This is a genomic window from Roseospira navarrensis, assembly GCF_009601025.1.
Taxonomy (GTDB): Bacteria; Pseudomonadota; Alphaproteobacteria; order Rhodospirillales; family Rhodospirillaceae; genus Rhodospira; species Rhodospira navarrensis.
Genome location: NZ_WIVE01000031.1, coordinates 13,680 through 35,243, shown reverse-complemented (window position 1 = coordinate 35,243; position 21,564 = coordinate 13,680). Strand labels below are relative to the sequence as shown.

Below are 21,564 nucleotides of genomic sequence, written 5' to 3'. Positions count from 1 at the left end.
GGCGGACCCGGCCCCCATGACCCTCCCCCCGTCGCGTCCCGGCCTGATCGCCGACATCGGCGGCACCAACGCCCGCTTCGCCCTGGTGGACGACGCGGGGCGGGTGCTGGCGTCCGAGCGGCTGGCCACGCGGGACTTCCCCGGTCCGGTGGAGGCCGCCCGCGCGGTGCTCGGCCGCCATGCCGGCGCCGCCGGCGGCAGCCCGGACCGGGCGGCGTGGTGCGTGGCGTCTCCGATTTCGGGGGACACCGTCAGCCTGACCAACCATCCCTGGACGTTCTCCATCGCCCAGGCCCGCGCGGCGCTGGGTCTGGAGACCCTGACGGTCGTCAACGACTTCGTCGCCAACGCCATGGCCATTCCGGAACTGACCCCGGCGGACTGGATCGGTGTCGGCCCGGACGTCCCGGGGCGGCCCGACCGCGTGATTGCCGCATTGGGGCCGGGCACGGGGCTGGGCGTGGCGCTGCTCATGCCCGACGGGCGGGGCGGCTGGCGGCCGCAGGCCACCGAGGGGGGGCACGTGACCCTGGCCGCCGCCGACGCCGACGAGGCCCGCGTGATCGCCGAGGCCTGGAAGACCTGGGACCACGTCTCGGCCGAACGGTTCATCTGCGGGCCGGGCCTGGTCACCCTGTACCGGATGCTGTGCGCCCTGGAGGGACGGGCCCCCGTCCACGACCATCCGCGCCGGATCAGCGCGGGGGCCGAGGGCGACGCCGATCCCCTGGCCCGGCGCACCCTGGACATGGCCTATGCGATGCTCGGCACCGTGGCGGGCAATCTGGCGCTCACGTCGGGCGCCCTGGGCGGCGTGTACATCCTGGGCGGGATCGTCCCCGCCACCCTGGACCTGTTCCGCGCCTCGCCCTTCCGCGCCCGGTTCGAGGCCAAGGGCCGCTTCCGGGACTACCTGACCGGCGTGCCCACCCGGGTGGTCACCCACCCCAACCCGGCCTTTCTGGGGCTGGTGCGGCTGCTGCGCACCCCACCGCCGGAGACCACCGCCCGGGGGGCGTGATTCCAGCGGCGGAGGCGTTCGGCTCACTCGCCGCTGGTATGAAGCCGGAACACCGGGCGGTCGCGCCGGGTGTCCCTGCGGGTCACCCCGATGTCCTCCAGGAGCCGGTCGCTGAGGCCGGCCAGGTCTTTGTGGGTTCGGGGGCGTCGTTCTTTCGACCCGGTCCGCTGCCGGGACCGTCCCGGCGCGGCCGTGTCCATCGCCGGCACGCGGGCCGCCTCCAGCAGGGCGCGCCCCAGAACGCTCAGCATCGCCCCCGCCTCCGGGCTGCGCGCAGACCCGCGCCGATCAGACCGTAAAGGCTGGCGGCCACGATCAGGAACGCCACGATCTCGTGCGCCGCGACGGACTCGCCCAGCACGACCACGGCCAGGACCATGGTGACCGCCGGCCACGGCGTGGTGATCGAGCTGGCCAGCGACACATCGATGGAGCGCACGGCGTGGAACCAGACGATCAGCTCCAGGGTATAGACCGCCCCCATCAGCAGCGCCCAGGCCTGGACGTCCCAGCGACACAGACCCGCGACCAGCGCGCCGGGGTCCACGGCGAGGGCCACGGCCACCAGCACGGCGGTCGAGACCGTGACCCGGAAAAACGTCACCTGGACCGGCGTGATCGGGGTGCGGCCCAGTTCCTCCTTGATGATGACGTGCGCCACGCTCCACAGGAACGGCACGCCCAGCGCGACCAGGAACCACGGCGAAAAACCGCCGATCCGCCACGTGCCGCCCGTGCCCAGATAATACAGGCCGACCATCAACACCCCCGTCAGCGCCAGTTCCAGCGGCGTCTTGGTGCGCTTCAGGAACAGCGCCTCCCACAGCATGGCGAACAGCGGGTAGGCCTGGATGGCGATGGCCGCGCTGACCGCGCCCGCCTTCTCGACGCCCAGCACATAGAGATAGGTCGAGGCCCCGAACATGGTCCCGGTCAGCAGGCCGACCCCGATCAGGCGGCGCCGCTCGCGCCGGTCCAGCCCGGCCGCGAAAATGCCCCGGTCCGGTCCCCGCAGTTCGCGCAGAAACAGGGGCAGCGCCACCACCGCCTGCCAGACCGTCAGGAACACGGCGAAGCCCAGCGCCCCGAAGTCGGCCGGACGGCTGGCGGCGATCACGGGCATGACGCCCAGCACGACCAGGCACACCAGCGCCAGACCGACGCCGGTGGCGGGGTCCCGGCCAACGGCCTGTGAGGGGTTCGCGGTTTTCTCGGTCATGACACGGCCTCCCGCCGGTGATAGCATTGAGCATGCACCGACCATTGATCCCATTATTGCGCTGATTCAAGGAGAACATTGATCTGATGGCAATGTGGGTGCCGGATCTGACCGGCCACCGAGGCCCGGCCTACCTGGCCATTGTGGATGCGCTGGCGGCGGAGATCGCGTCGGGCGCGCTGTCCCCGGGCACGCGCCTGCCGCCGCACCGCGCGCTGGCCTACGCCCTCGGCCTGTCGCCCAACACCACCAGCCGCGCCTATGCCGAGGCGGTGGCGCGGGCTTTGGTGCGGGGCGAGGTGGGGCGCGGCACCTTCGTGCGCGCCCCCGGGGCATCGGACGCGTCGGACACGGACGCCGATCTGCGCCGCACGATGGCGGGTCCGATTGATCTGTCGCGCAATCTGCCCAATCGCGGCGCGGCGGGCGCGCAATTGGCCCGGACCTTGGGGGCGCTCGGCCGGGGCGCGGATCTGGACGCCCTGCTGGACTATCAGGACGCGGCCGATCCGGACCGCGCCGCCGCCGTGGCCCTGGCGTGGCTGGCGCGCGTCGGCGTGCCCGCCACCGCGGACGAAGTCACAGTCACCGTGGGCGCCCAGCACGCGTTGATGGCCAGCCTGCTGGCGCTCACCCGGCCCGGCGACCTGATCCTGACCGAGGCCCTGACCTACGCCCCCCTCAAGGCCATGGCGGCGCGTCTGGGCCTGACCGTGCGCGGCGTGCCGCTGGACGCGGACGGGCCGTGTCCGGAGGCTCTGGAGGCGCTCTGCGCCGGGTGCGCGCCCCGCCTGCTGTACCTGACGCCCACCCTGCAGACACCGACCGCCGCCATCCTGCCGGAGTCGCGCCGCCGCGCCCTGCTCGCGGTCGCCGCCCGCCACGACCTGGTCCTGATCGAGGACGATGTGTTCGGCCCGCTGGTGCCCGACGCGCCGCCGCCGCTGGCCCGGCTGGCCCCGGACCGGGTGGTGTATCTCTCCAGCACCTCGAAGGCGCTCGCGCCCGGCCTGCGGGTGGGAGTCGCCCGCGCCCCGGCCACGCTGGCGGCCGCCCTGCGCGGGGCGGTGGCCCTGTCGTGCTGGATGCCGCCGCCGCTGACGGCGGAGATCGCCGGCCGCTGGATCGCCGACGGCACGGCGGATCGCCTGACCGAGGCGCAACGGGCCGTCGCGCGCCATCGGCAGGCGCGGGCCGCGCAGGTGTTCGCGGGGCTGGACGCGCGCGCCCACCCCTGCGGGCTGCATCTCTGGCTGCCGCTGCCGGAGGGCTGGACGGCGGATGCGCTGCGGGCGGCGGCGGCCAGCCGGGGCGTGGGCGTCACCGAGGCGGCGGCCTTCGCGGTCGATCCCGCCCAGGCCCCGGAGGCGGTGCGGCTGTGCCTCAGCCACGAGCCGGACGAGGCCCGTCTGACGCGGGGCCTGACCATCGTCCGCCAGATCCTCGACGGCCCGCCCGGCGGCGGCCCGCTGGTGCTGTAGGCGGGGCGGCGGCCGGACTCCCGATCCATGGACCGGGCTATGGGAATCACATGTTTTCAGGGCGAGCGCTGGATGATCCGGCCGCGCCGGATCATTCACCACCAAGACACGAAGACCCCCAGGAGCGCGGCGCAATGATCATGGGGCGCGCCCTCCATCATCGTGCGGGAGGGGACCTGCGGGTCCGTCAAGGCGCCAGGGCTCCGAATCCAGATGACAGGGGGTGTCATGGTTCGTGCCCCATCACGAGATCCTTCGCGCCCTTCGGGCGCTCAGGATGACAATCTCTATTAAGGGGGGTGGGTTCGACCCCATCAGTGGCACAGAACGGTCATCCGGGTTCGGAGCCCTGGTCAAGGCGGCGACCCCTTTGTGTCCTGGTGTCTTGGTGTCTTGGTGTCTTGGTGTCTTGGTGGTCCATCCTCTTGCCGAAGACGGCCGCTCTCGTTCGAAAACGTGTGAACGTGATGGTTCCATGGGGAGCGTGTCCGGCCGGCCCCTGGTGGACCGAGACTCCACCCCCAGTCATGGGGGAGGTCGGGCGGGGGTTCAGGTGTGACCCGCAACGCCGGAGAGGAGGGACCTGGACCGCGCAGCATGGCCCCCTCGCCGCCGTGAACCGTCCGCGCCCCGGAATTCCGCGATGAACCAAGAAAAAGGGCCGCCCACTCAAGATGGGCGGCCCAAGGTCCGGATCGGCGTCCGGTGAGGTTGCGTCCGATCAGCCGATCAGTGCGCGTCCTTCCAGATCTCGCGCTTGTAGGCGTACAGCAGCGCCGTCAGCACCAGCAGGAAGACCAGCACGTAGCGGCCCAGCGCCTTGCGGTCTTCCAGCTCGGGCTCGGCGGCCCACTGCAGGAAGGCCGTCACGTCATGCGCCATCTGCTCGGCGCTCGGCTCCGTGCCGTCAGGGTACTCCAGAATACCCTCGAACAACTGCTGCGGCATCGAGATGGCATAGCCCGGGAAGTACGCATTGAACGACTTGCCGGCCGGCAGTTCGAAGTTGGGATCGTGTTCCAGAACCCACTCCGGCACCTCGTCGCGGTAGCCGAGCATCAGGCTGTAGATGTAGTCCGCGCCGCCGTCACGGGCCCGGGCCATCACCGACAGGTTCGGCGGCACCACACCGCCGTTGGCCAGCTTGGCGATGGCGTCGTTCTCGTACGGCTTGGCGAACTCGTCCATCGGGGTGGCGGGACGCATGAACATCTCGCCCCACTCGTCCGGACCGTCCTCGACCTCGAAGCTGGCGGCGATCTCCTTCACCTCGTCCTCGGTGAAGCCGATCTGCTCCAGATTCCGATAGTGCATGTAGTCCAGCACGTGACAGGACTTGCAGACCTGGGCGTAGACCTCCCAGCCGCGGCGAAGCTGCTGTTCGTCATAGCCGCCGAAGACGCCCTCGAAGCTCCAGTACGGACGCTTCAGGCCGGGGCCCTCGCCACCGCCCGCCGCCTGGGCGCCGACGGCGCCCAGACCAAGGGTGAGGCCGGCGGCCACCGCGGCCGCCGTCGCGATACGGGTCAGGGTACTCATGCTGCGGCCTCCTTCTCATGACCGGCGGTCACGGCCGCACTGATGCTCTCGGGCACGGGCAACGGTTTCTCGAACCAGCCCAGCAGGGGCAGGATGACCACGAAGTGGAAGAAGTAGTACCCGGTGGCCCACATGCCGAGGGTGACGTAGATGCCTTCGGCCGGCATGGCGCCCAGGTAGGTCAGCAGGACGAAGTCGGCGACCAGCAGCCAGAAGAACCACTTGAAGATCGGACGGAACCGGCCGCTGCGGGTCTTGGACGTGTCCAGAAGCGGCAGGATGAACCAGATCGCAATCGCCAGGAACATCAGCACCACGCCGCCCAGCTTGTCGGGCACGGCCCGCAGGATGGCGTAGAACGGCAGGAAGTACCACTCGGGCACGATGTGCTCGGGCGTGACCATCGGGTCGGCCTGCACATAGTTGATCGCGTGGTTGAAGTAGTTCGGATAGAAGAACACGAAGAAGCACAGGACGATCAGGGCAACGCCCAGACCAAAGGCGTCCTTCATCGTGTAGTACGGGTGGAACGGCAGGGTGTCGGCCGGCTTCTTCACTTCCACGCCCGTCGGGTTGTTCGACTTGGTCGTGTGCAGCGCCCACAGGTGCAGGAAGACCAGCGCGAAGATCACGAACGGCAGCAGGTAGTGCAGGGCGAAGAAGCGCTTCAGCGTGTCGTTATCGACCGAGAAACCGCCCCACAGCCAGATCGCCAGATCGTTGCCGACCACCGGAATGGCGGTCACGAGGCTGGTAATCACCGTCGCGGCCCAGAAGCTCATCTGGCCCCACGGCAGCACGTAGCCCAGGAAGGCCGTGCCGACCATGACCAGATAGATCAGGACGCCGATGCCCCACAGCAGTTCGCGCGGCGCCTTGTACGAGCCGTAGTACATGCCGCGGAAAATGTGGATGTAGACGACCAGGAAGAACAGGCTGACGGCGTTCATGTGAATGAACCGGATCAGCCAGCCGAAGTTCACCTCGCGCATGATGCGCTCGATGGAGGCGAACGCCATGTCCTCGTGCGGGGTGTAGAACATGGCCAGGAAGATCCCGGTCAGGATCAGGATCACCAGCGCGATGCCGGCGAGGGACCCGAAGTTCCACCAGTAGTTCAGGTTGCGGGGGGTCGGGTAGACGATCAACTCCTTGTGCATCATGGAGAAGATCGGCAGCCGGCGGTCCACCCACTTGATGGTCCGGTTGCTCCAGACGGGACTCGGTGTGCTGCTCATGAACCTATGCCTCCTGACCGATCTGGATGGTGGTGTCATCCAGGAAGGCGTATTCCGGGACAGGCAGGTTCAGCGGCGCCGGACCCTTCCGGATGCGGCCGGCGGTGTCGTAATGCGACCCGTGGCAGACGCAGAACCAGCCGTTGTAGTCCCCCTTGGGATCGCTGGGCTTCTGACCCTTGGGGACACAGCCCAGATGCGTGCAGATGCCGATCATCACGAGCCATTCCGGCTTGTGGATCGCCCGCTCGTCGTCGGTGGCGGGGTCGGGCAGCGTCGCGGGGTCGACGGCCCGCGCCTGCTCGATGTCCTTCTCCGTGCGATGGCGCACGAACACCGGCTTGCCGCGCCAGACCACGGTGATGGCCTGACCGACCTCCACCGGCGACAGGTCCACCTCGACGCTGGCCAAGGCCATGACGTCCTTGGCCGGGTTCATGGAATCGATAAAGGGCCAGACCGCCAGCGCAGTTCCCACCGCACCCACGGTAGCCGTGGCGTACAGCAGGAAATCGCGACGGCTGTCGCCGTCAGCGTTCCCGCCCGGATTAACCGCTTGAGACATGGTGAAGCAACCTCTTCAATACGTTTGTAAAGCGCAAAAGGGGACGATCCACGCTCCCTCCCCCTCCGGATTGGCGTGCGCCAGACAAACTCAGTCGTGATGATCCGTTCGTGCTGGCCCGACCAGAACGAGAGCCAGGCAGCAACGACCTGGGAACGGATTAGGGTCCGCCATGTCTGCCCCACGTCGGCCCCCGCCAAGCGGGAGGACGCGGCCCATGGGCAGCGGCGGTTTTCGGGGTGTATAATCCAAATCCATAGCCATGAAAAGGATAAAAAACGTCGGCCTATTCCCATAACCCTCTCGCTATCCAGGCTTTTTTTATGCGACTGGCCCTTTTCCAACCCGACATTCCACAGAATGCGGCGGCCGCGATCCGTCTGGCGACGGGCCTCGGACTGGCGGTGGAGGTGGTCGAGCCCTGCGGATTCCTGTGGGACGACCGACGTTTACGACGCGTGGGCATGGATTACCTCGCCGTGACGCCGCCCCGGCGCCACCCGGATTGGGCGGCCTTTCGCGCGGCCCCCGGCGTGGCCGGGCGCCGGGTGGTCCTTCTGACCACGCGGGCGACTGTCTCCTATACGGCGGCGGCCTACCGACCGGATGATATCCTGCTGCTGGGACGGGAGAGCGCCGGCGTGCCGGACGACATCCACGCGGCGGCCGACCTGCGGGTGGGCATCCCCATGGCCGCGGGGGCGCGCTCGCTGAACGTGGTCACGGCGGCGGCGATGGTGGCGGGCGAGGCGCTGCGCCAGACGGACGGCTGGCCGGCGGTCCCCGACCCCGATCGGCGCTGACCCGGCCGGGACGGACCGGCGCCCGGACTCACAAATCCCCCGGACTCAAAGATCCATCGTGCCGTCCGGGTTCGGTTCGCCCCACGCGGGCGGCGGCGGCGGCGCGGCCTCGTCGTCCTCCAGGAAACCGCCGAAGAAGTCCTGAAGCCGCTCGGCCTCGCGCTCGATGAAGGGCCGCGCGGTCTCCACGCCGGCGCCCGCCTCGCAGGTGGCGCGGTCGATGGCGCACTTGCTCTCGCAGCCGGCGCGGCCGTAGGCGTCGTCATCATGGCGGATCTCGCAGCGCATCTCGCAGGAGTCGTGGCGCGCCGCGCAGGACGCCTCGGCCATGGCGCCCCCGTCCGATCCCCCGTCCGAGCCGTCCTCGTCGTCCGGGCTCCGGAAGCCGTCCATGAAGCGGTCCATCCGGTCCGCCTTCTCGGACAGCCAGGGCTCGACACCGGACAGGCTGTCGCGGGTGTCGCAGGCCGCCCGCTCGATGGCGCAGCGGGCCTGACAGGCGGCGGCGGCCGCGCTGCCCGGCTCGGTGGAGTCGGCGCAGGACGCGCCGCAGTCGCGCGCCACGGCGGCGCAGTAGGCCGCGCCGGGGGCGTCGTCGGCGCCGGACTCCGGGTCGGAGTCGGCCCACACCGGCATCGCCAGACCGAGTCCCACTATGAGAACCAGGACGGGCAGCAGGGCCTTCGGGGGCAAGGGAGTCAGGGCACGCATGATCGCGGTCTCCTCTTCTGTCAGACCAACGGCATCCGAGGATGCCCGTTGAAGCCCGTGGCCGGCCCGCTCCCCCACCCGGCCACCCACGACAGTATCCCCAAGGAAAAGGATGGGGGGTGGCCGGGTGGGGGAGCGGGCCGGTGCGGCTCGGCGGGTGAGTCACACTCACCCGCCGCTGGTATGAACCTACCGCGAGACTGTGACGTCGGCGCGGCGAAACCCGACCGGCCGACCGCCCACCAGGGCCAGCAGCCCGAACGCCAGCGACCCGGCCAGCCCCGCGACGTGGAACACGATGCCGGTGGCCAGCGCCTCGGCCTGGCTCAGGCCGGCCGGGACCAGGGCCAGCATCCAGGCCGCCTCGAACGTGCCCACGTTGGCGAAGGTGCTCACCGGCAGCACCGAGGCCAGCGCCGTGGCGCAGCCGCCCGCCACGCCGCCCGCCAGCCCCACCACGGCCGGGGTGGCGTTGGCGCACAGCCACGCCATCAGGAAGATCTGGGCCCAGATCACCGCCGTCCAGGCCATCTGGATCAGCACGCGGCCCGGCGTCTGGCTGGCCATGGCCTCCATCAGCGCCTGCCACAGGCGGCCCAGGCGGCCGCCACCGAACGGCGTCAGTCCGGCCAGCCGCCGCGCCACGGGCGGCGCCACCGCGAAGCCGCCCAGCAGCGCCAGCACCACCGCGCCGGCGATCGGCGCCGCCTCGGGCACGGCCGCCCGCGCCCCCGGCAGCAGCGCCAGCGCCACCAGCCCCGCCGACAGCACCACCAGCAGATCGATCATCCGCAGCAGGATCAGCAGCGCCGAGCCCGCCGTCATGGGCGCGCCGGCCATGCGGTGGAGCAGCGGCACCAGCGACAGCTCGCCCAGCCGCATGGGCGCCAGCGAGGCCAGCACGGAATGAAACGCCGCCACCCGCACCAGGGTCCACAGCGAGGCCTCTGGAATCGGCGCGCCGCCCCGCGCCATCAGCCGCAGGGCGACCCGGAAGCGCTGCGCCCGACTGACCGTGATGAAGGGATAGACCGCCATCGCCAGCAGCACCATCACGGGATCGGTGGTCGCCAGGGCCTCTACGAAATCCCCGGTCGCCCCTTGCGCCAGCAGCCAGCCGGCAAGCCCGGCCACGACCACGGCGGCCAGACCGACCCGCCAGGCGATGGCGCGCCAGGGACGGGGCTCACGCGCCGACTCGGTGGACATGGGCGGGGCACCTCCGGACTGTGGGCTGACGTGGCGAGCGGGTCGCGCCGCCCCGATGGACCCGGACCATGTACCGCGCGCCGGGCGGCGCGAAAACCCCCGGCGCGCACCCGAATCGCCCGGCGGGTCTATGGACGCCGCCCCATGTCGGCCCTAAAGTGACCACATGGGTGGGAGATTGGTTGCGGATCGGGAGTCGCGCCTTCCGATCGCGCCGGTACGGGACCGGACCGAAGACGACGGGAGCACGCCGATCATGGACACGGGGGCACACGGAAAAGCGGGCGGCAGACCTCGTACGGCCCGCACGCCCCCGGGCGGACCGCGGGTGCGGCGCTGGAGTCTCCGCGCCCTTGCCCTGGCCGTGGGTCTGACGGCCGCCGGCGCCGCACTGGCGGGCCTGGTCGCGGGGGCCGCCGGACTGGTCCCGCCGGCCCGGGCCGCCGGCCCGGATGCCGTGGTCATCGACGGCGACACCATCCAGCTACCCGACGGCGTCTATCATCTGCACGGCATCGACGCACCGGAACTGGGCCAGCGGTGCCGCCGCGCCGGGCGCTGGATGCCCTGCGGCAAGGATGCGGCGTTCGCGCTGCACCGCCTGCTCGGCCTGTCCCTGACACCGCCGATCTGTCGGCAAGTGGAGTCCACGGCCGCCGATGGCGGCGACAAGCGCTTCGCCAACTGCGCCCTGGACGAGAAGAAGGATCTGGCGCTGGTCCTGCTGGCGCAGGGGCTGGCGGTCACGCTCGCCGATGCCCCGGCGCGCTACCGCGAGGCGGAAGAGAGCGCCCGCGCCGGCGGCCTGGGCGTGTGGGGCACCGACTTCGTGCACCCGCACGGCTGGCGCAAGGGCGGCCGGCTGCCGGACGACCCGGTGGCCGAGGCCGCGCCGCCCTGCCCCATCAAGGCGCTGATGAACCCGGACGGCCACGGCATCTACATGGTGCCGCTCGACCCCGGGTACGCCGACATTCCGGACGACGCGGTGGTGACCCGCTATTGCAGCGACGACACGGCCGAGGCCAACGGCTGGCGCCGGTCCCCCTTCACCGTGTTGATGGGAGAGGATTAAGCCGGGGCGTCAGGGATCACCCCGCCCAGGCGCAGGGTCAGCGCCCGCGCCGCCCGGCCCACCAGCGCCCCCAACGCGGGCACGCGCGCATCGGTGATGCGCGCCGCGGGACCGGACAGCGAGACCGCCGCCATCGGCGCGCCGTGCTCGTCGCGGATCGCGGCCGCCACACAGCGCAGGCCGATGGCGTGCTCCTGATCGTCGATGGCGTAGCCGCGCGCGCGCGTCGCCTCCAGGTCCGCCAGCAGCCGGCCTTCGTCGGCCAGCGTATGCGCGGTGGCCCGCACCGGCGGTCGCTCGGCCAGCAGGCGGCGCACCGTCGCCCCGTCCGTGGCCGCCAGCAGCGCCTTGCCCACGCCCGAGCAGTGCAGCGGCACCCGCGCGCCCGGCTTGGCGAAGGCGCGCATCATCTCCCGGCATTCCACCTGCGCGAGATAGGTGGCCTGGCCGTCGTCCTCGACCGCCAGGTTCACGGTCTCGCCGCTGTCATACATGAGCTGACGCATCTCCGGCCGGGCCATGGCCACCAGATCGCGGGCGCGGAGGAACCCGTTGCCGACGCTGAACGCCTCCACCCCCACCGACCACAGCCCGGTCGCCGGATCGACGCGGGCGAAGCGCTCGTCCTGCAGCGTGGTCAACAGACGGTGCGTGGTGGAGGCCGGCAGACCGACCCCCTGGCAGACCTCCGTCAGGGTCAGGCCCTCATCGGCGGTCGCCAGCGCCTTCAGCACGGCGATGGCGCGGCGCACGGACTGCACGCCGCCGCCCTCGCTCCTCCGGCCGGTCCGGGGCGCGCCGGTCACCCGAGGCCCCCTGGAGCCTTTCCGCAGTGGCGGACTCTGTGATAGTCAGGCGCGTTTTGGCAGTGCAGCATGGGCAGTCCTTCCGTCTCTGGCGGCGGGCGCCCAGCATAGGCGGAGCGGACCCGGGTCCGATGCCGTCATTTCCATATGGTGGAAAAGCCATTCATATTGGTTTGCCTTGATCCTGACCCGTCAGGATCAAGGCGTGACGCGGCTGCGCCGCGCCGGCCCGGTCGGGCCGGCTGCATCCCACCCGTCCCAACGGGTCGGATGCAGAGTCATACCAACGGCATCTGACGATGACCGTTGTAGTCCGTAGCCGGCCCTCTCCCCCACCCGGCCACCCCAAGGATACTGTCGTGGGTAGCCGGGTGGGGGAGAGGGCCGGTGCCGCTGGGCGGGTGAGTCACACTCACCCGCCGCTGGTATCATTCAAACAGGGGACCGGAGGCCGACCGGCGGCCATTCCGGCCCGCCAAGAACTTGGAGGTCCGTCATGAGTTTCACCGTCTTCGAGCAGGCCCCCGCGCGCCTGAACCGTTCCGAACTGGCGGTGCCGGGGTCCAGCCCCCGCTTCCTGGAAAAGGCCGCGCAGAGCAGCGCCGACGTGGTCTTCCTGGACCTGGAGGACGCCGTTGCGCCGGACGAAAAGGCCAAGGCGCGCAAGAACGTCATCCAGGCCCTGAACGATCTGGACTGGAGCGGCAAGACGATCTCCATGCGGATCAACGGCCTGGACACCCATTACATGTATCGGGACCTGGTCGAGGTGCTGGAGGGCGCGCCCGACACGCTGGACCTCGTCATGATCCCCAAGGTGGGCACCGCCGCCGATGTCTACACGGTGGACTGCCTGATTTCGCAGATCGAGGCCGCGACCGGCGCCAAGAAGCGCATCGGCCTGGAGATGATTATCGAATCGGCCCTCGGCATGGCCAACATCGACGCCATCGCCGCCGCCTCCAAGCGCAACGAGAGCCTGCACTTCGGCGTCGCGGATTATGCGGCCTCGACCAAGGCCGCCACCGTCGGCATCGGCGGGCCGAACCCCAATTACGGCGTGCTGACCGACACCCTGGAGGACGGCAGCCGCGCCTATCACTGGGGCGACATGTGGCATTACGCCATCGCCCGCATGGTGGTGGCGGCGCGCGCCCACGGACTGCGCCCGGTGGACGGCCCCTTCGGCGACATCAAGGACCAGGACGGCTACACCGCCCAGGCGCGCCGGGCCATGGTGCTGGGCTGCGAGGGCAAGTGGGCCATCCACCCGACCCAGATCGACCTGGCCAACGACATCTTCTCGCCGTCCGAGGCGGAGATCGGCAAGGCCAAGGCCATCCTGCAGGCCATGGAAGACGCCAAGCGCGCCGGCCAGGGCGCGGTGACCCTGGATGGCAAGCTGATCGACATCGCCTCGATCAAGCAGGCCGAAGTCCTGGTGAACAAGGCCGCGCAGATCTCCGGCGGCTGAACCGGAGCGGCGCTGAGCAGAGGGGCGGCTTTATACCAACGGCGGGTGAGTGCGACTCACCCGCCCCGGGCGCCCTTGGGGCGCCCATTCTTCAAATCTGGCACCGCGCGCAGGTCTCCGACCCGCTGCAAAGACCTGGAAGAGCGATGCCGTTCCCCTGAGCCCGTTGCCCTGGGTGCCACCCCGGCGGATCGACCCCACCCGAACGAACCCCGCGCAAACGAAAAAGGAGGAGCCGAGGCTCCTCCCTTCCGGTCGGGGATCCCGAAGGATCCCCGCAGATGTCCATCAGCCTTAGAAGTACAGGCCGATCGCCATCAGAGCACCCGTGGTCTCACGGTCGGGACCGGCGCGCTCCTCGTTGCCGTGGAACACGGCGGCGCCCAGGTCGATGCCCGGACCCAGCGCGTAGTTGCCGGAGAACTGGAAGCTGTCCTGATCCACGTTGCCGGCGTCGTACCAGCCGCTCTGGTAGACGAAGGCCACGCCGTACGGGCCGTTCTGGTAGCTGGCGCCAGCGTTCCAGAACTCGGCGTCGTTGTCGGTGCCGTCAACCAGCCAGTGACCGTACGCACCGCCGACCTCGAAGCCCATGTAGGACACGGCCGCGCCACCACGGACCAGCTGGCGATCGTTGGTCGCACCCGGGCCGAACTGGTAGTTGTAGGTCACGTCCGCGTGGATGCCGACGCCGCTGAACTCGTTGTCGAAGGCGAGACCGACGGCCATCAGGTCCTTGTAGGCGGAACCCGTGGTGTTCCACTCTTCGAAGGCGCTGTCGTCGTTGTTGGAGCTGTCCGGGGCGTAGGTGCCGGCCGCGGAGAAGCCGAAGAACGACGGGGTGACGTACGACACGCTCAGGTCGTCGTCGGTGTAGTAGTTGTCACCGACGTTGCGGCTGAACTCCAGCCAGCCTTCGTAGTCGTCCCAGCCCACGACGCCGCCGGCGTTCGGGGAGGTGTACTGCATCTGGCCGACGTAGCCCTGACGCTGACCGATCTGCAGGGCGCCGAAGCCGCCGGAGAGCTGGATGGCCTGCTCGTCGGCGTTGCGGTCGCCGTTGTCCTCGGCCTCGAGCTGGATGATGGCACGCACGGTGATGCCGTTGTCCAGGGTGGTCGAGCCGGTGAAGTACAGCTCGGTGTCGGTGGCCATGCCGGTGTTGGACCACTCTTCACCGGCGTTGTCGTTCACGTCGCCGAAGCCGAAGAACATTTCCTGCTTGCCGCCGATGCTCAGCTCAATCGGCTGCGCATAGGCCGAGCCCGCGAAGGAGGCAGCGGCAATCAGGGCCGTCGTGCCGAAAAGGACCTTTTTCATGACTTCTCCTCTCACTCTCGCCTGACTGTTGCGGCCCAGTTTATCTGGGAGCTGGACCGAAAGGCAGAATTCCCGCCGGTCTCGCCGGGTTCGCATTCGGATAAAGCCATGCGGCAGCCGGTTTCGTCAACGCTGGTGCTGCCGAGGAAGCACGCAAATGCAAGGGGCGTGGCGGCGGCGCAACACTTCGTATCGGGTCTTGTGCACGCCGCCGCGCCTGACGGCGATTTCGGCAGCGGAATCAGAGGGCTGGCGGTGTGCGCACAGAAGCCGCCTGAGCCGGCCCCGCGGCGACGCCGAACCGCCCGCCGCCGCGCGCCGGTCCGGCGGGTCTTCCGCGGGGTCGGGGCGGGGCGATCAGCCCGCGGAGTCTCCGCCCAGCAGGCGATGCACCAGCCGCACCCAATAGGTCGCGCCCAGGGTCAGGATGTCGTCGTTGAAGTCGTACCCGGTGTTGTGGAGCATGCAGCCCGACTGGCCCGGCCCCGCGCCCAGGCGGACGTAACAGCCCGGCTTTTCCTGCAGCATGAAGGCGAAGTCCTCGCCGCCCATGGTCGGCAGGCCGTCCGGATCCACGTTGTCGTGGCCGACGATGGAGCGCATGACCTCGACCGCGAGCGCGGTCTCGTCCGGCCAGTTGACCGTCGCGGGGTAGCGCCGCTGGTAATGAAACGCGCCCTTGACCCCGTGCGCGGCGGCGATGTGGTGGACCATCTCGCCCATGCGCCGCTCGATGGTGTCCTGGACGTCCTGCGTCAGCGCGCGCGCCGTGCCGCCCAGGGTCATGGTGGACGGGATGGCGTTGAAGGCCTCGCCGCCGTGCATCATGGTCACCGAGACCACCCCGGCGTCGATGGGGCTGATGGCGCGCGAGACGATGGTCTGCAGCGAGCCCACCAGGGCCGCCGCCGCCGCCACCACGTCGGTGCCCAGATGCGGCATGGCGCCGTGCCCGCCGTGGCCGGTCAGGGTGATCTTGAACGTGTCGGTGGCGCCCATGATGGGGCCGGGCCGCACGTCGAACCTGCCCACGTCCAGGCCCGGCCAGTTGTGCAGGCCCCACACCGACTCCACGGGGAAGCGCTGGAACAGGCCGTCCTCGATCATGGCGCGGGCGCCGGCCTCGCCCTCCTCGGCGGGCTGGAAGATGAAGTGGACGGTGCCGGCGAAGTCGGGCGCCTCGGCCAGCGCCTTGGCCGCGCCCAGCAGCATGGCGGTGTGGCCGTCGTGGCCGCAGGCGTGCATCCGGCCGTCATGGCGCGAGCGGTGCTCGAAGGTGTTGGCCTCCTGCAAGGGCAGCGCATCCATGTCGGCGCGCAGGCCGATGGCGCGGGCGCCGGGCTGGCGGCCCGTCAGGGTGCCGACCACGCCGGTCACGCCCAGGCCGGTGTGGACCTCCAGGCCCCAGGCGCGGAGTCGCTCGGCCACGAACCGGCTGGTGCGTTCCTCCTGATAGGCGATTTCCGGGTGGGCGTGGATGTCGCGACGCCAGGCCTGCATCTCGGGGCGCAGGGCCTCGATGCGGTCGATCGGTCCCGTGTGGGTCATCGGGTCCCCTCCTTCGGGCTGGCGGGCGCGTCCTCTGCCTCCATGGCCTCCATGCGGTACCGGAAATCGCAGTGGGAGGCGCCCTTCATGATGGTCTGGGTGCGGGTCAGGGTCATGCGCGGATCGTAGCCGCAGATGAACTGCCCGTCGCGATTGCACGACAGGATGTCCCCGATGCCGCGCACGCCCAGGTCCTCGTACAGCTCGGCGTAGCGGCAGCGCACCACATTGAAGTCGAGCCGGTCGGGTGCGCGGTCAAGGACCTCCAGCGACAGGGCGTCGTCCTGCTGCCAAAGCTTCAGGCGCTCGGCGAAGGTTTCCAGGGTGACCGGCCCGTGCGCGCGGTCCTCGGCCGCCATGGCGGCGCCGGTGCGCTCGGCCATGCGGGTGACGGCATCGGTCAGGATGGCCCGGGCGGCCTCTTCGCCCACGTGCGCGACCATGGAGTCATGGATCTCGCGGGCGAACTCCGCCTCGATGCGGCGGCGCTCCAGGATGGACAGGGCCGGGCGGGACTGGGTCTCGGTCATGGCGGGGCCTTTCCGGATCGGAGGAACAGGCCCCGATCCGGCAGGCCCGTCCGCGTCAACTCAAGCCCTGGCGTCCGATGGCCAGGAAGCGGGCGCGCCGGCGCGCCCGGATCACGTCGCCCGACAGCGGCATCAGCTCGGCCAGATGCCGTTCGAAGGCCTCGCCCACGGCGTCCATGGCCGCCTCCGGGTCGCGGTGCGCGCCGCCCAGGGGCTCCTTGACGATCTCCTCGATCACGCCGAGCGTTTCGAGATCCTGCGCGGTCAGCCGCAGCGCCTCGGCCGCGTCCTGGGCCTTGTCGCCGCTGCGCCAGAGGATGGAGGCGCAGCCTTCGGGGGATATGACGGAATAGATGGCGTGTTCCAGCATCAGCACAACGTTGCCCGCCGCCAGGGCGATGGCGCCGCCGGAGCCGCCCTCGCCGATCACGCAGGCGATCAGCGGCACGCGCAGGTCCAGGCAGGTCTCGGTGGAGCGCGCGATGGCCTCGGCCTGGCCGCGTTCCTCCGCGCCCTTGCCGGGGAAGGCGCCGGCGGTGTCCACCAGCGTCAGCACGGGCAGCCCGAAGCGCTCGGCCATGCGCATCAGGCGCTGGGCCTTGCGGTAGCCCTCGGGGCGCGGCATGCCGAAGTTGTGCTTCACCCGGCTTTCGGTGTCGTGGCCCTTCTCCTGGCCGATCACGACCACCGCCTGACCCCGGAAGCGGCCCAGGCCGCCGACGATGGCCTCGTCCTCGGCAAACGAGCGATCGCCGGCCAGCGGCGTGAAGTCGTCGATCAGCCGCTTGATGTAGCGCAGGCAGTGCGGCCGGTCCGGGTGGCGGGCCACGTGGGTCTTCTGCCAGGGCGTCAGCCTGGCGTAGGTGGTCTGAAGCTGGCGCTCCACCTTCTGCTGGAGGCGCGCGACCTCCTCGACGATGTTCATGCCGTCGGCGTCGCCCAGATGGCGCAGCTCGGCGATCTTGCCTTCCAGCTCGGCGATGGGGCGTTCGAAATCCAGGAATCGCATGGGGGCGTCCCACGGTGCGGTCAGGGAACGGGTGGGCCGCGCCGGCGGGCCGGCCGGCGACGCGGCCGCCCCCCGAAGCGGGACCCAGCGTCTATCACGCCGCACCCGCCGCCGGAACCGGAAAATGGTCTGCTGCGGGAACAAGGCGGGCCCCGGCGACCCGGTCGGACCGATGCCCGGTTGACGCGGGGGACTGTTGCACCAAAACCACGCCTCCGGGACCCTGTGGCCACGGAGTCCCGGCTACTTTTGCCGTCTTGGGAAATCCGGGTACCATCCCGGTGTTGTCCGGACCACCCCCCGGCGCCGCGCGCACTTCGTGCGCCCGGGGACCGCGCGGGAGAGCGTTGTCGGTGAAGAGGCTGCTTCTGATCCTGGGGATCCTGCTGGTCGTGGCGCTGGGCGCCGCGCTGGTGGCCCCGTCGTTCATCGACTGGAACCCGTGGCGGGAACGGATCGCCGATCGCATCGCCGCCGCCACCGGCCGGCCCGTGGGCATCGACGGCGATCTGTCCTTCCGGATTCTGCCCGCCCCCACGCTGTCGGTGGAGGGCGTGCGCCTGGGCAACGTCCCCGGCGGCTCCACCCGCGACATGGCCCGCATCGGCGCGCTGAAGGTGGCCGTGGACCTGGCCCCGCTGCTCTCCGGCGAGATCCGGGTGCGCTCGATCCGGGTGATCGACCCGGTCGTGCTGTTCGAGCGGCTGCAGGACGGCCGCGCCAACTGGACCTTCGGCGGACCGGGCAACGGCGCGGCCATCGCCGACCCGGCCGTGCCCGGCTCCTCGGGCGCAGGCTCGGGTGAGGACGGCGCGGCGCCCGGCCTCTCCGGTGGCGGCCTGACCGTCCGCCTGGACAGCGTGCGCATCGAAAACGGTCTGGCGGTCTTCAAGAACCAGGCGAGCGGCGCCGAGTTTCGCGCCGAGGCGATCCGCATGGACCTGTCGGCGGAAAGCCTGCGCGGGCCGGTGCGGCTGTCCGGCGATGCCGAGGTGGCGGCCACCCCGGTGGCCTTCGACATCCTGGCCGGCACCGTCTCCCCGGGCCGGGACACCTCGCTGCAGGCCAATCTTCTGCTGCCCGATACCGCCGCCACCCTGGAACTGAGCGGATCGGTCGCCGGCCTCGGCGGGTCGCGGCCCACGTTCTCGGGCGAGGGTCTGGCCGCCGGCGACTCCCTGACCGCCACCCTGGCCGCGCTGGGCGGGGGCGACGCCCTGCCCCCGCGCGTGGCGGCGCTGGCGGGGCGGCCGTTCTCGGTCGAGGGCGCCCTGACCCTGGCCGTGGGGTCGGGCGGGCCGGAGGGCACGCTCTCCGACCTGCAGGTGGCCCTGGGCGAGGCGGAGGCGCGCGGCACCCTGTCGGTGGCCCTGGAGGGGACCGGCGGCGGTCCCGCGATCGACGCCCATATCCGGCTGCGGGCCCTGGATGTGGACGCGTGGCTCGCGGCGGCCCCGGACCCGGCTCCGGAAACAGCCGAACCGGATGCGGCGCCATCCCTGGAGACCACTCAGCCGCCGGAGGCCCCGACAGACGAACCCGCCTCACCGCCGGCGGGGACGGCCTTCGCCCTGCCCCCGGCCCTGAGCGCGCGCGTCAACCTGACGGCCGACGCCCTGACCTGGCGCGGCGAGGTGGTCCGCCAGATCAGCCTGGACGCGCGCCTGACCGACGGCGTGCTGACCGTGGCCGAGGCGGGCGCCGCCCTGCCCGGCGCCTCGCGGGTGGGCATGGACGGCACGCTGACGGCCCGGGACGGACGACCGACGGTCTCGGCCACCGTCTCCGCCACGGCCGGCAACCTGCGCGAGGTGCTGGCGTGGCTGCGCGTGCCGGTGCAGGACGTGCCGGACGACCGCCTGCGCGCGTTCTCCCTGTCCACCCAGGTGGAGGGCGACCCGGCCGCCCTGCGTCTGAACGACCTGGACCTGACGCTGGACACCACCAGGGCCACCGGCGCGCTGGCGCTGCGGCCCGGCGACCGGCTGGGTCTGGGGGTGAACCTGTCGGTGGACACCCTGAACCTGGATGCCTATCGCCCCGCCACGCAGCCGGCGGCGGCGGCGGAACCTGCGGAACCTGCGGAAACTGCGGAGGCTGACCCGGCGGCCGATGGCGCTCCGGCAGAGACCGCCCCCGCCCAGAGCGCCGCCCAGGCGCTGGAGGCCGCGTTCGCGCCCCTCGCCCCGCTGAACGACGTGGACGCCAACATCCGCCTGTCCTTCGGCACCCTGACCGTGGACGCCCTGCCGCTCACCGGGGTGCGGGCCGAGGGGTCGCTGGTGGATGGCCGCCTGACCCTGGCCACGTTTGAAATCGAGCGGGTCGCGGCCGCCCGCGTGACCGCCAGGGGCAGCCTGTCCGGCTTCGGCGGCACCCCCCGGGCCGACGCCCTGACCGTGACCGTGGCGGCGGACGACCCGACCCGCTCGGCGCGTCTGCTGCGCACGGAGCTGCCCCCGGCGCTGCGCGACCTGGGGGCCATCACCCAGTCCGTCACCCTGACCGGCACACCGCAGGCGGTGGACATCACCACGGCGACCCGCACGCCCGACGGCGGCCTGGACACCAACGGCCGGATCGAGGACCCGTTGGGCGCCGCGCCGACCTATGACCTCGCCATTGATCTGCGGCACCCGGAGGCGGTGCGGCTGGTCCGCCTGTTCGCCCCCGCCTACGCCCCGGCCGGGGCCCCGCTGGGGCCGGTGGCGCTGACCACCCAGGCGCGCGGCGACCTGGACACGGTCACGCTCGACGGGTTGGACCTGCGCGTGGGCGACACCCGCGTGACCGGGCAGGCGCGGGTGACCCTGAGCGGCGGACGGCCGCACGTGGCGGCGGGCCTGAGCACCACCCGGCTGCCGATTGACGCCTTCCTGCCGCCCCGACGCGAAGCCCGCCGGCCGGAGACGCCCGCGCCCGGCGCCGCGCGGGTCATCCCGGCCGCGTTCGTCGGTCGGGCCGCCGTCCCCGCCCCCTCGGCGGACGCCGCGGCGCGGCCCGTGGCGTGGTCCACGGCGCCCATCGACCTGTCCGCCCTCACCCTGCTGGATGCGGACATCGCGCTGCGCTCCACCGCCCTGGTGTACGCCGGCACGGCCCTGGACAACGCCGACATCACGGCGCGGCTCGCCGACGGCGTGTTGCGGGTGGAGCGCCTGACGGGGCAGCTCTATGGCGGCGATGCGTCCGGCACGCTCACCGTGGTGGCGGGGTCGCCGGCCTCCTACGACCTGGACCTGGAGGTCTCCGGCTTCGATGTGGGCCGCCTGCCCGGCCTGGACGGCGCGGTGGGCTCGGCCGGCACCGGACGGCTGGTGCTGGATCTGGCCGGCGCGGGCACCAGCATGGCCGATCTGGTGCGCGCGGTGACGGGCGACGGCACGCTGTCCCTGGCCGACCTGGACGTGCGCGCCGGGCAGGTGCGCGGCACCGCGCTGGCGGGTGTGCTGGAGCCGATCGGGGCGCTCAACGACCTCGCCGGGTCGGTGCTGGGCGACCTGGACCGCGCCCAGCGCCTCGCCGACCTGGATGGCCGCTTCACCATCGACGACGGGCGGCTGGCCTTCGATCCGCTGCGGCTGGTCAGCGCGCTGTATGAGGGCGAGTTCTCCGGTGTCGTGGACCTGATCGGCTGGACCGTGGACGCCTCGGGCGTGGCCGACCTGTCGGACAGCCCGCTGCAGAACGCGCTGGGCCGGGTGATCCGCCTGCCCGACACCCTGCCCATTGCCGTGCGCGGCGATCTGGATGCGCCCACCGTGACCCTGCAGACCGGGCGGCTGCGGCTCGACCGCGACACCCTGGAGGACGAGGCCGGCCGCCTGCTGCGCGGCCTGCTGCCCGAGGGAGGGGACGAACCCGGCGGAGACGAACCCGCCGAAGCCCCACCGACGGACACCCAAGCGGCACCGGCACCGGCCGAGCCACCGCCGGCCGCCCCGACGCCCGACCAGATCATTGATGACCTGCTGCGCGGCCTGATCCCGCGGGAATAGTCCTCGCACGATCGGACG

At 71.3% G+C, this 21,564-nt stretch carries 18 protein-coding genes; 6 read left to right on the top strand and 12 right to left on the bottom strand.

Annotated elements, in window-relative coordinates:
* The first annotated feature begins 16 nt into the window (after positions 1 to 16).
* Positions 17 to 1,021 (top strand): glucokinase, encoded by a 1,005-nt coding sequence (gene glk, locus GHC57_RS10935; RefSeq protein ID WP_153344098.1) that lies wholly within the window; start codon positions 17 to 19, stop codon positions 1,019 to 1,021.
* Positions 1,022 to 1,044: 23 nt separating this feature from the next.
* Here glk and GHC57_RS10930 read toward each other — a convergent pair whose 3' ends face one another.
* Both GHC57_RS10930 and GHC57_RS10925 read right to left on the bottom strand, forming a co-directional pair.
* The gene (locus GHC57_RS10930; RefSeq protein WP_153344096.1) at positions 1,045 to 1,272 is read right to left on the bottom strand and encodes a DUF1127 domain-containing protein; all 228 of its coding nucleotides are present in this window, start codon (positions 1,270 to 1,272) and stop codon (positions 1,045 to 1,047) included.
* The gene (locus GHC57_RS10925) at positions 1,266 to 2,240 is read right to left on the bottom strand and encodes a DMT family transporter (RefSeq protein WP_153344095.1); all 975 of its coding nucleotides are present in this window, start codon (positions 2,238 to 2,240) and stop codon (positions 1,266 to 1,268) included. The genes GHC57_RS10930 and GHC57_RS10925 overlap by 7 nt, the downstream gene beginning before the upstream one ends.
* Before the next feature lie 86 nt (positions 2,241 to 2,326).
* On the opposite strand from GHC57_RS10925, the gene GHC57_RS10920 reads away from it, so the two are divergent.
* Positions 2,327 to 3,721, top strand: coding sequence for an aminotransferase-like domain-containing protein (locus tag GHC57_RS10920; protein ID WP_153344094.1), 1,395 nt, complete (start codon positions 2,327 to 2,329; stop codon positions 3,719 to 3,721).
* Between the two features lie 729 nt (positions 3,722 to 4,450).
* On the opposite strand, the gene GHC57_RS10915 is transcribed toward GHC57_RS10920, so the two are convergent.
* Genes GHC57_RS10915 through petA form a run of 3 tightly spaced genes read right to left on the bottom strand, consistent with a single transcriptional unit; the run spans position 4,451 to position 7,063 of the window.
* Positions 4,451 to 5,260, bottom strand: coding sequence for a cytochrome c1 (locus GHC57_RS10915; protein WP_153344093.1), 810 nt, complete (start codon positions 5,258 to 5,260; stop codon positions 4,451 to 4,453).
* Positions 5,257 to 6,498, bottom strand: a complete 1,242-nt coding sequence (locus GHC57_RS10910) for a cytochrome b (protein ID WP_153344092.1) — start codon at positions 6,496 to 6,498, stop codon at positions 5,257 to 5,259. The genes GHC57_RS10915 and GHC57_RS10910 overlap by 4 nt, the downstream gene beginning before the upstream one ends.
* Positions 6,499 to 6,502: 4 nt before the next feature.
* On the bottom strand, positions 6,503 to 7,063 hold the full coding sequence (gene petA, locus GHC57_RS10905; RefSeq protein WP_153344090.1) for a ubiquinol-cytochrome c reductase iron-sulfur subunit: 561 nt from the start codon (positions 7,061 to 7,063) through the stop codon (positions 6,503 to 6,505).
* Positions 7,064 to 7,386: 323 nt separating this feature from the next.
* Here petA and GHC57_RS10900 point away from each other — a divergent pair, with 323 nt between their 5' ends.
* Positions 7,387 to 7,866, top strand: a complete 480-nt coding sequence (locus GHC57_RS10900; protein ID WP_153344088.1) for a tRNA (cytidine(34)-2'-O)-methyltransferase — start codon at positions 7,387 to 7,389, stop codon at positions 7,864 to 7,866.
* A gap of 45 nt (positions 7,867 to 7,911) precedes the next feature.
* Here GHC57_RS10900 and GHC57_RS10895 read toward each other — a convergent pair whose 3' ends face one another.
* Positions 7,912 to 8,577, bottom strand: coding sequence for a hypothetical protein (locus GHC57_RS10895; protein ID WP_153344086.1), 666 nt, complete (start codon positions 8,575 to 8,577; stop codon positions 7,912 to 7,914).
* 189 nt (positions 8,578 to 8,766) lie between these two features.
* Complete coding sequence (locus GHC57_RS10890; protein WP_153344084.1) at positions 8,767 to 9,786, bottom strand: lysylphosphatidylglycerol synthase transmembrane domain-containing protein; 1,020 nt, start codon at positions 9,784 to 9,786, stop codon at positions 8,767 to 8,769.
* A 328-nt stretch (positions 9,787 to 10,114) separates the two neighbouring features.
* Here GHC57_RS10890 and GHC57_RS10885 point away from each other — a divergent pair, with 328 nt between their 5' ends.
* Complete coding sequence (locus GHC57_RS10885; protein WP_153344082.1) at positions 10,115 to 10,861, top strand: thermonuclease family protein; 747 nt, start codon at positions 10,115 to 10,117, stop codon at positions 10,859 to 10,861.
* Here the strand turns inward: GHC57_RS10885 and GHC57_RS10880 are convergent.
* Positions 10,858 to 11,667 carry an IclR family transcriptional regulator domain-containing protein gene (locus GHC57_RS10880; RefSeq protein WP_343031162.1) on the bottom strand — a complete coding sequence of 270 codons (810 nt, stop codon included), beginning with the start codon at positions 11,665 to 11,667 and terminating at the stop codon, positions 10,858 to 10,860. The two genes, GHC57_RS10885 and GHC57_RS10880, sit on opposite strands and share 4 nt — an antisense overlap.
* Before the next feature lie 496 nt (positions 11,668 to 12,163).
* Between GHC57_RS10880 and GHC57_RS10875 the strand changes: the two genes are divergently transcribed.
* A complete protein-coding gene (locus GHC57_RS10875; protein ID WP_153344077.1) occupies positions 12,164 to 13,141 on the top strand; it encodes an HpcH/HpaI aldolase/citrate lyase family protein in 978 nt (325 codons plus the stop codon).
* 294 nt (positions 13,142 to 13,435) lie between these two features.
* On the opposite strand, the gene GHC57_RS10870 is transcribed toward GHC57_RS10875, so the two are convergent.
* The 4 genes from GHC57_RS10870 to GHC57_RS10855 form a co-directional block, all read right to left on the bottom strand.
* Positions 13,436 to 14,461, bottom strand: coding sequence for a porin (locus GHC57_RS10870; RefSeq protein WP_170294831.1), 1,026 nt, complete (start codon positions 14,459 to 14,461; stop codon positions 13,436 to 13,438).
* A 357-nt stretch (positions 14,462 to 14,818) separates the two neighbouring features.
* Positions 14,819 to 16,009: a M20 aminoacylase family protein gene (locus GHC57_RS10865; protein WP_153344073.1), complete on the bottom strand. Its 1,191-nt coding sequence runs from the start codon at positions 16,007 to 16,009 to the stop codon at positions 14,819 to 14,821.
* Positions 16,006 to 16,539 carry an L-2-amino-thiazoline-4-carboxylic acid hydrolase gene (locus tag GHC57_RS10860; RefSeq protein ID WP_153344071.1) on the bottom strand — a complete coding sequence of 178 codons (534 nt, stop codon included), beginning with the start codon at positions 16,537 to 16,539 and terminating at the stop codon, positions 16,006 to 16,008. Before GHC57_RS10860 ends, GHC57_RS10865 begins: the two co-directional genes overlap by 4 nt.
* Before the next feature lie 55 nt (positions 16,540 to 16,594).
* A complete protein-coding gene (locus GHC57_RS10855; protein WP_153344069.1) occupies positions 16,595 to 17,548 on the bottom strand; it encodes an acetyl-CoA carboxylase carboxyltransferase subunit alpha in 954 nt (317 codons plus the stop codon).
* Between the two features lie 353 nt (positions 17,549 to 17,901).
* Between GHC57_RS10855 and GHC57_RS10850 the strand changes: the two genes are divergently transcribed.
* Entirely contained in the window at positions 17,902 to 21,546 is a 3,645-nt protein-coding gene (locus GHC57_RS10850; RefSeq protein WP_170294830.1) for an AsmA family protein, read from the top strand.
* Positions 21,547 to 21,564: the final 18 nt, after the last annotated feature.

Bases quoted from the DNA above. Each gene is read 5' to 3' on its own strand.
- glk (WP_153344098.1), top strand. From the start codon at position 17: ATGACCCTCCCCCCGTCGCGTCCCGGCCTGATCGCCGACATCGGCGGC.
- GHC57_RS10930 (WP_153344096.1), bottom strand. From the start codon at position 1,272: ATGCTGAGCGTTCTGGGGCGCGCCCTGCTGGAGGCGGCCCGCGTGCCG.
- GHC57_RS10925 (WP_153344095.1), bottom strand. From the start codon at position 2,240: ATGACCGAGAAAACCGCGAACCCCTCACAGGCCGTTGGCCGGGACCCC.
- GHC57_RS10920 (WP_153344094.1), top strand. From the start codon at position 2,327: ATGGCAATGTGGGTGCCGGATCTGACCGGCCACCGAGGCCCGGCCTAC.
- GHC57_RS10915 (WP_153344093.1), bottom strand. From the start codon at position 5,260: ATGAGTACCCTGACCCGTATCGCGACGGCGGCCGCGGTGGCCGCCGGC.
- GHC57_RS10910 (WP_153344092.1), bottom strand. From the start codon at position 6,498: ATGAGCAGCACACCGAGTCCCGTCTGGAGCAACCGGACCATCAAGTGG.
- petA (WP_153344090.1), bottom strand. From the start codon at position 7,063: ATGTCTCAAGCGGTTAATCCGGGCGGGAACGCTGACGGCGACAGCCGT.
- GHC57_RS10900 (WP_153344088.1), top strand. From the start codon at position 7,387: ATGCGACTGGCCCTTTTCCAACCCGACATTCCACAGAATGCGGCGGCC.
- GHC57_RS10895 (WP_153344086.1), bottom strand. From the start codon at position 8,577: ATGCGTGCCCTGACTCCCTTGCCCCCGAAGGCCCTGCTGCCCGTCCTG.
- GHC57_RS10890 (WP_153344084.1), bottom strand. From the start codon at position 9,786: ATGTCCACCGAGTCGGCGCGTGAGCCCCGTCCCTGGCGCGCCATCGCC.
- GHC57_RS10875 (WP_153344077.1), top strand. From the start codon at position 12,164: ATGAGTTTCACCGTCTTCGAGCAGGCCCCCGCGCGCCTGAACCGTTCC.
- GHC57_RS10870 (WP_170294831.1), bottom strand. From the start codon at position 14,461: ATGAAAAAGGTCCTTTTCGGCACGACGGCCCTGATTGCCGCTGCCTCC.
- GHC57_RS10865 (WP_153344073.1), bottom strand. From the start codon at position 16,009: ATGACCCACACGGGACCGATCGACCGCATCGAGGCCCTGCGCCCCGAG.
- GHC57_RS10860 (WP_153344071.1), bottom strand. From the start codon at position 16,539: ATGACCGAGACCCAGTCCCGCCCGGCCCTGTCCATCCTGGAGCGCCGC.
- GHC57_RS10855 (WP_153344069.1), bottom strand. From the start codon at position 17,548: ATGCGATTCCTGGATTTCGAACGCCCCATCGCCGAGCTGGAAGGCAAG.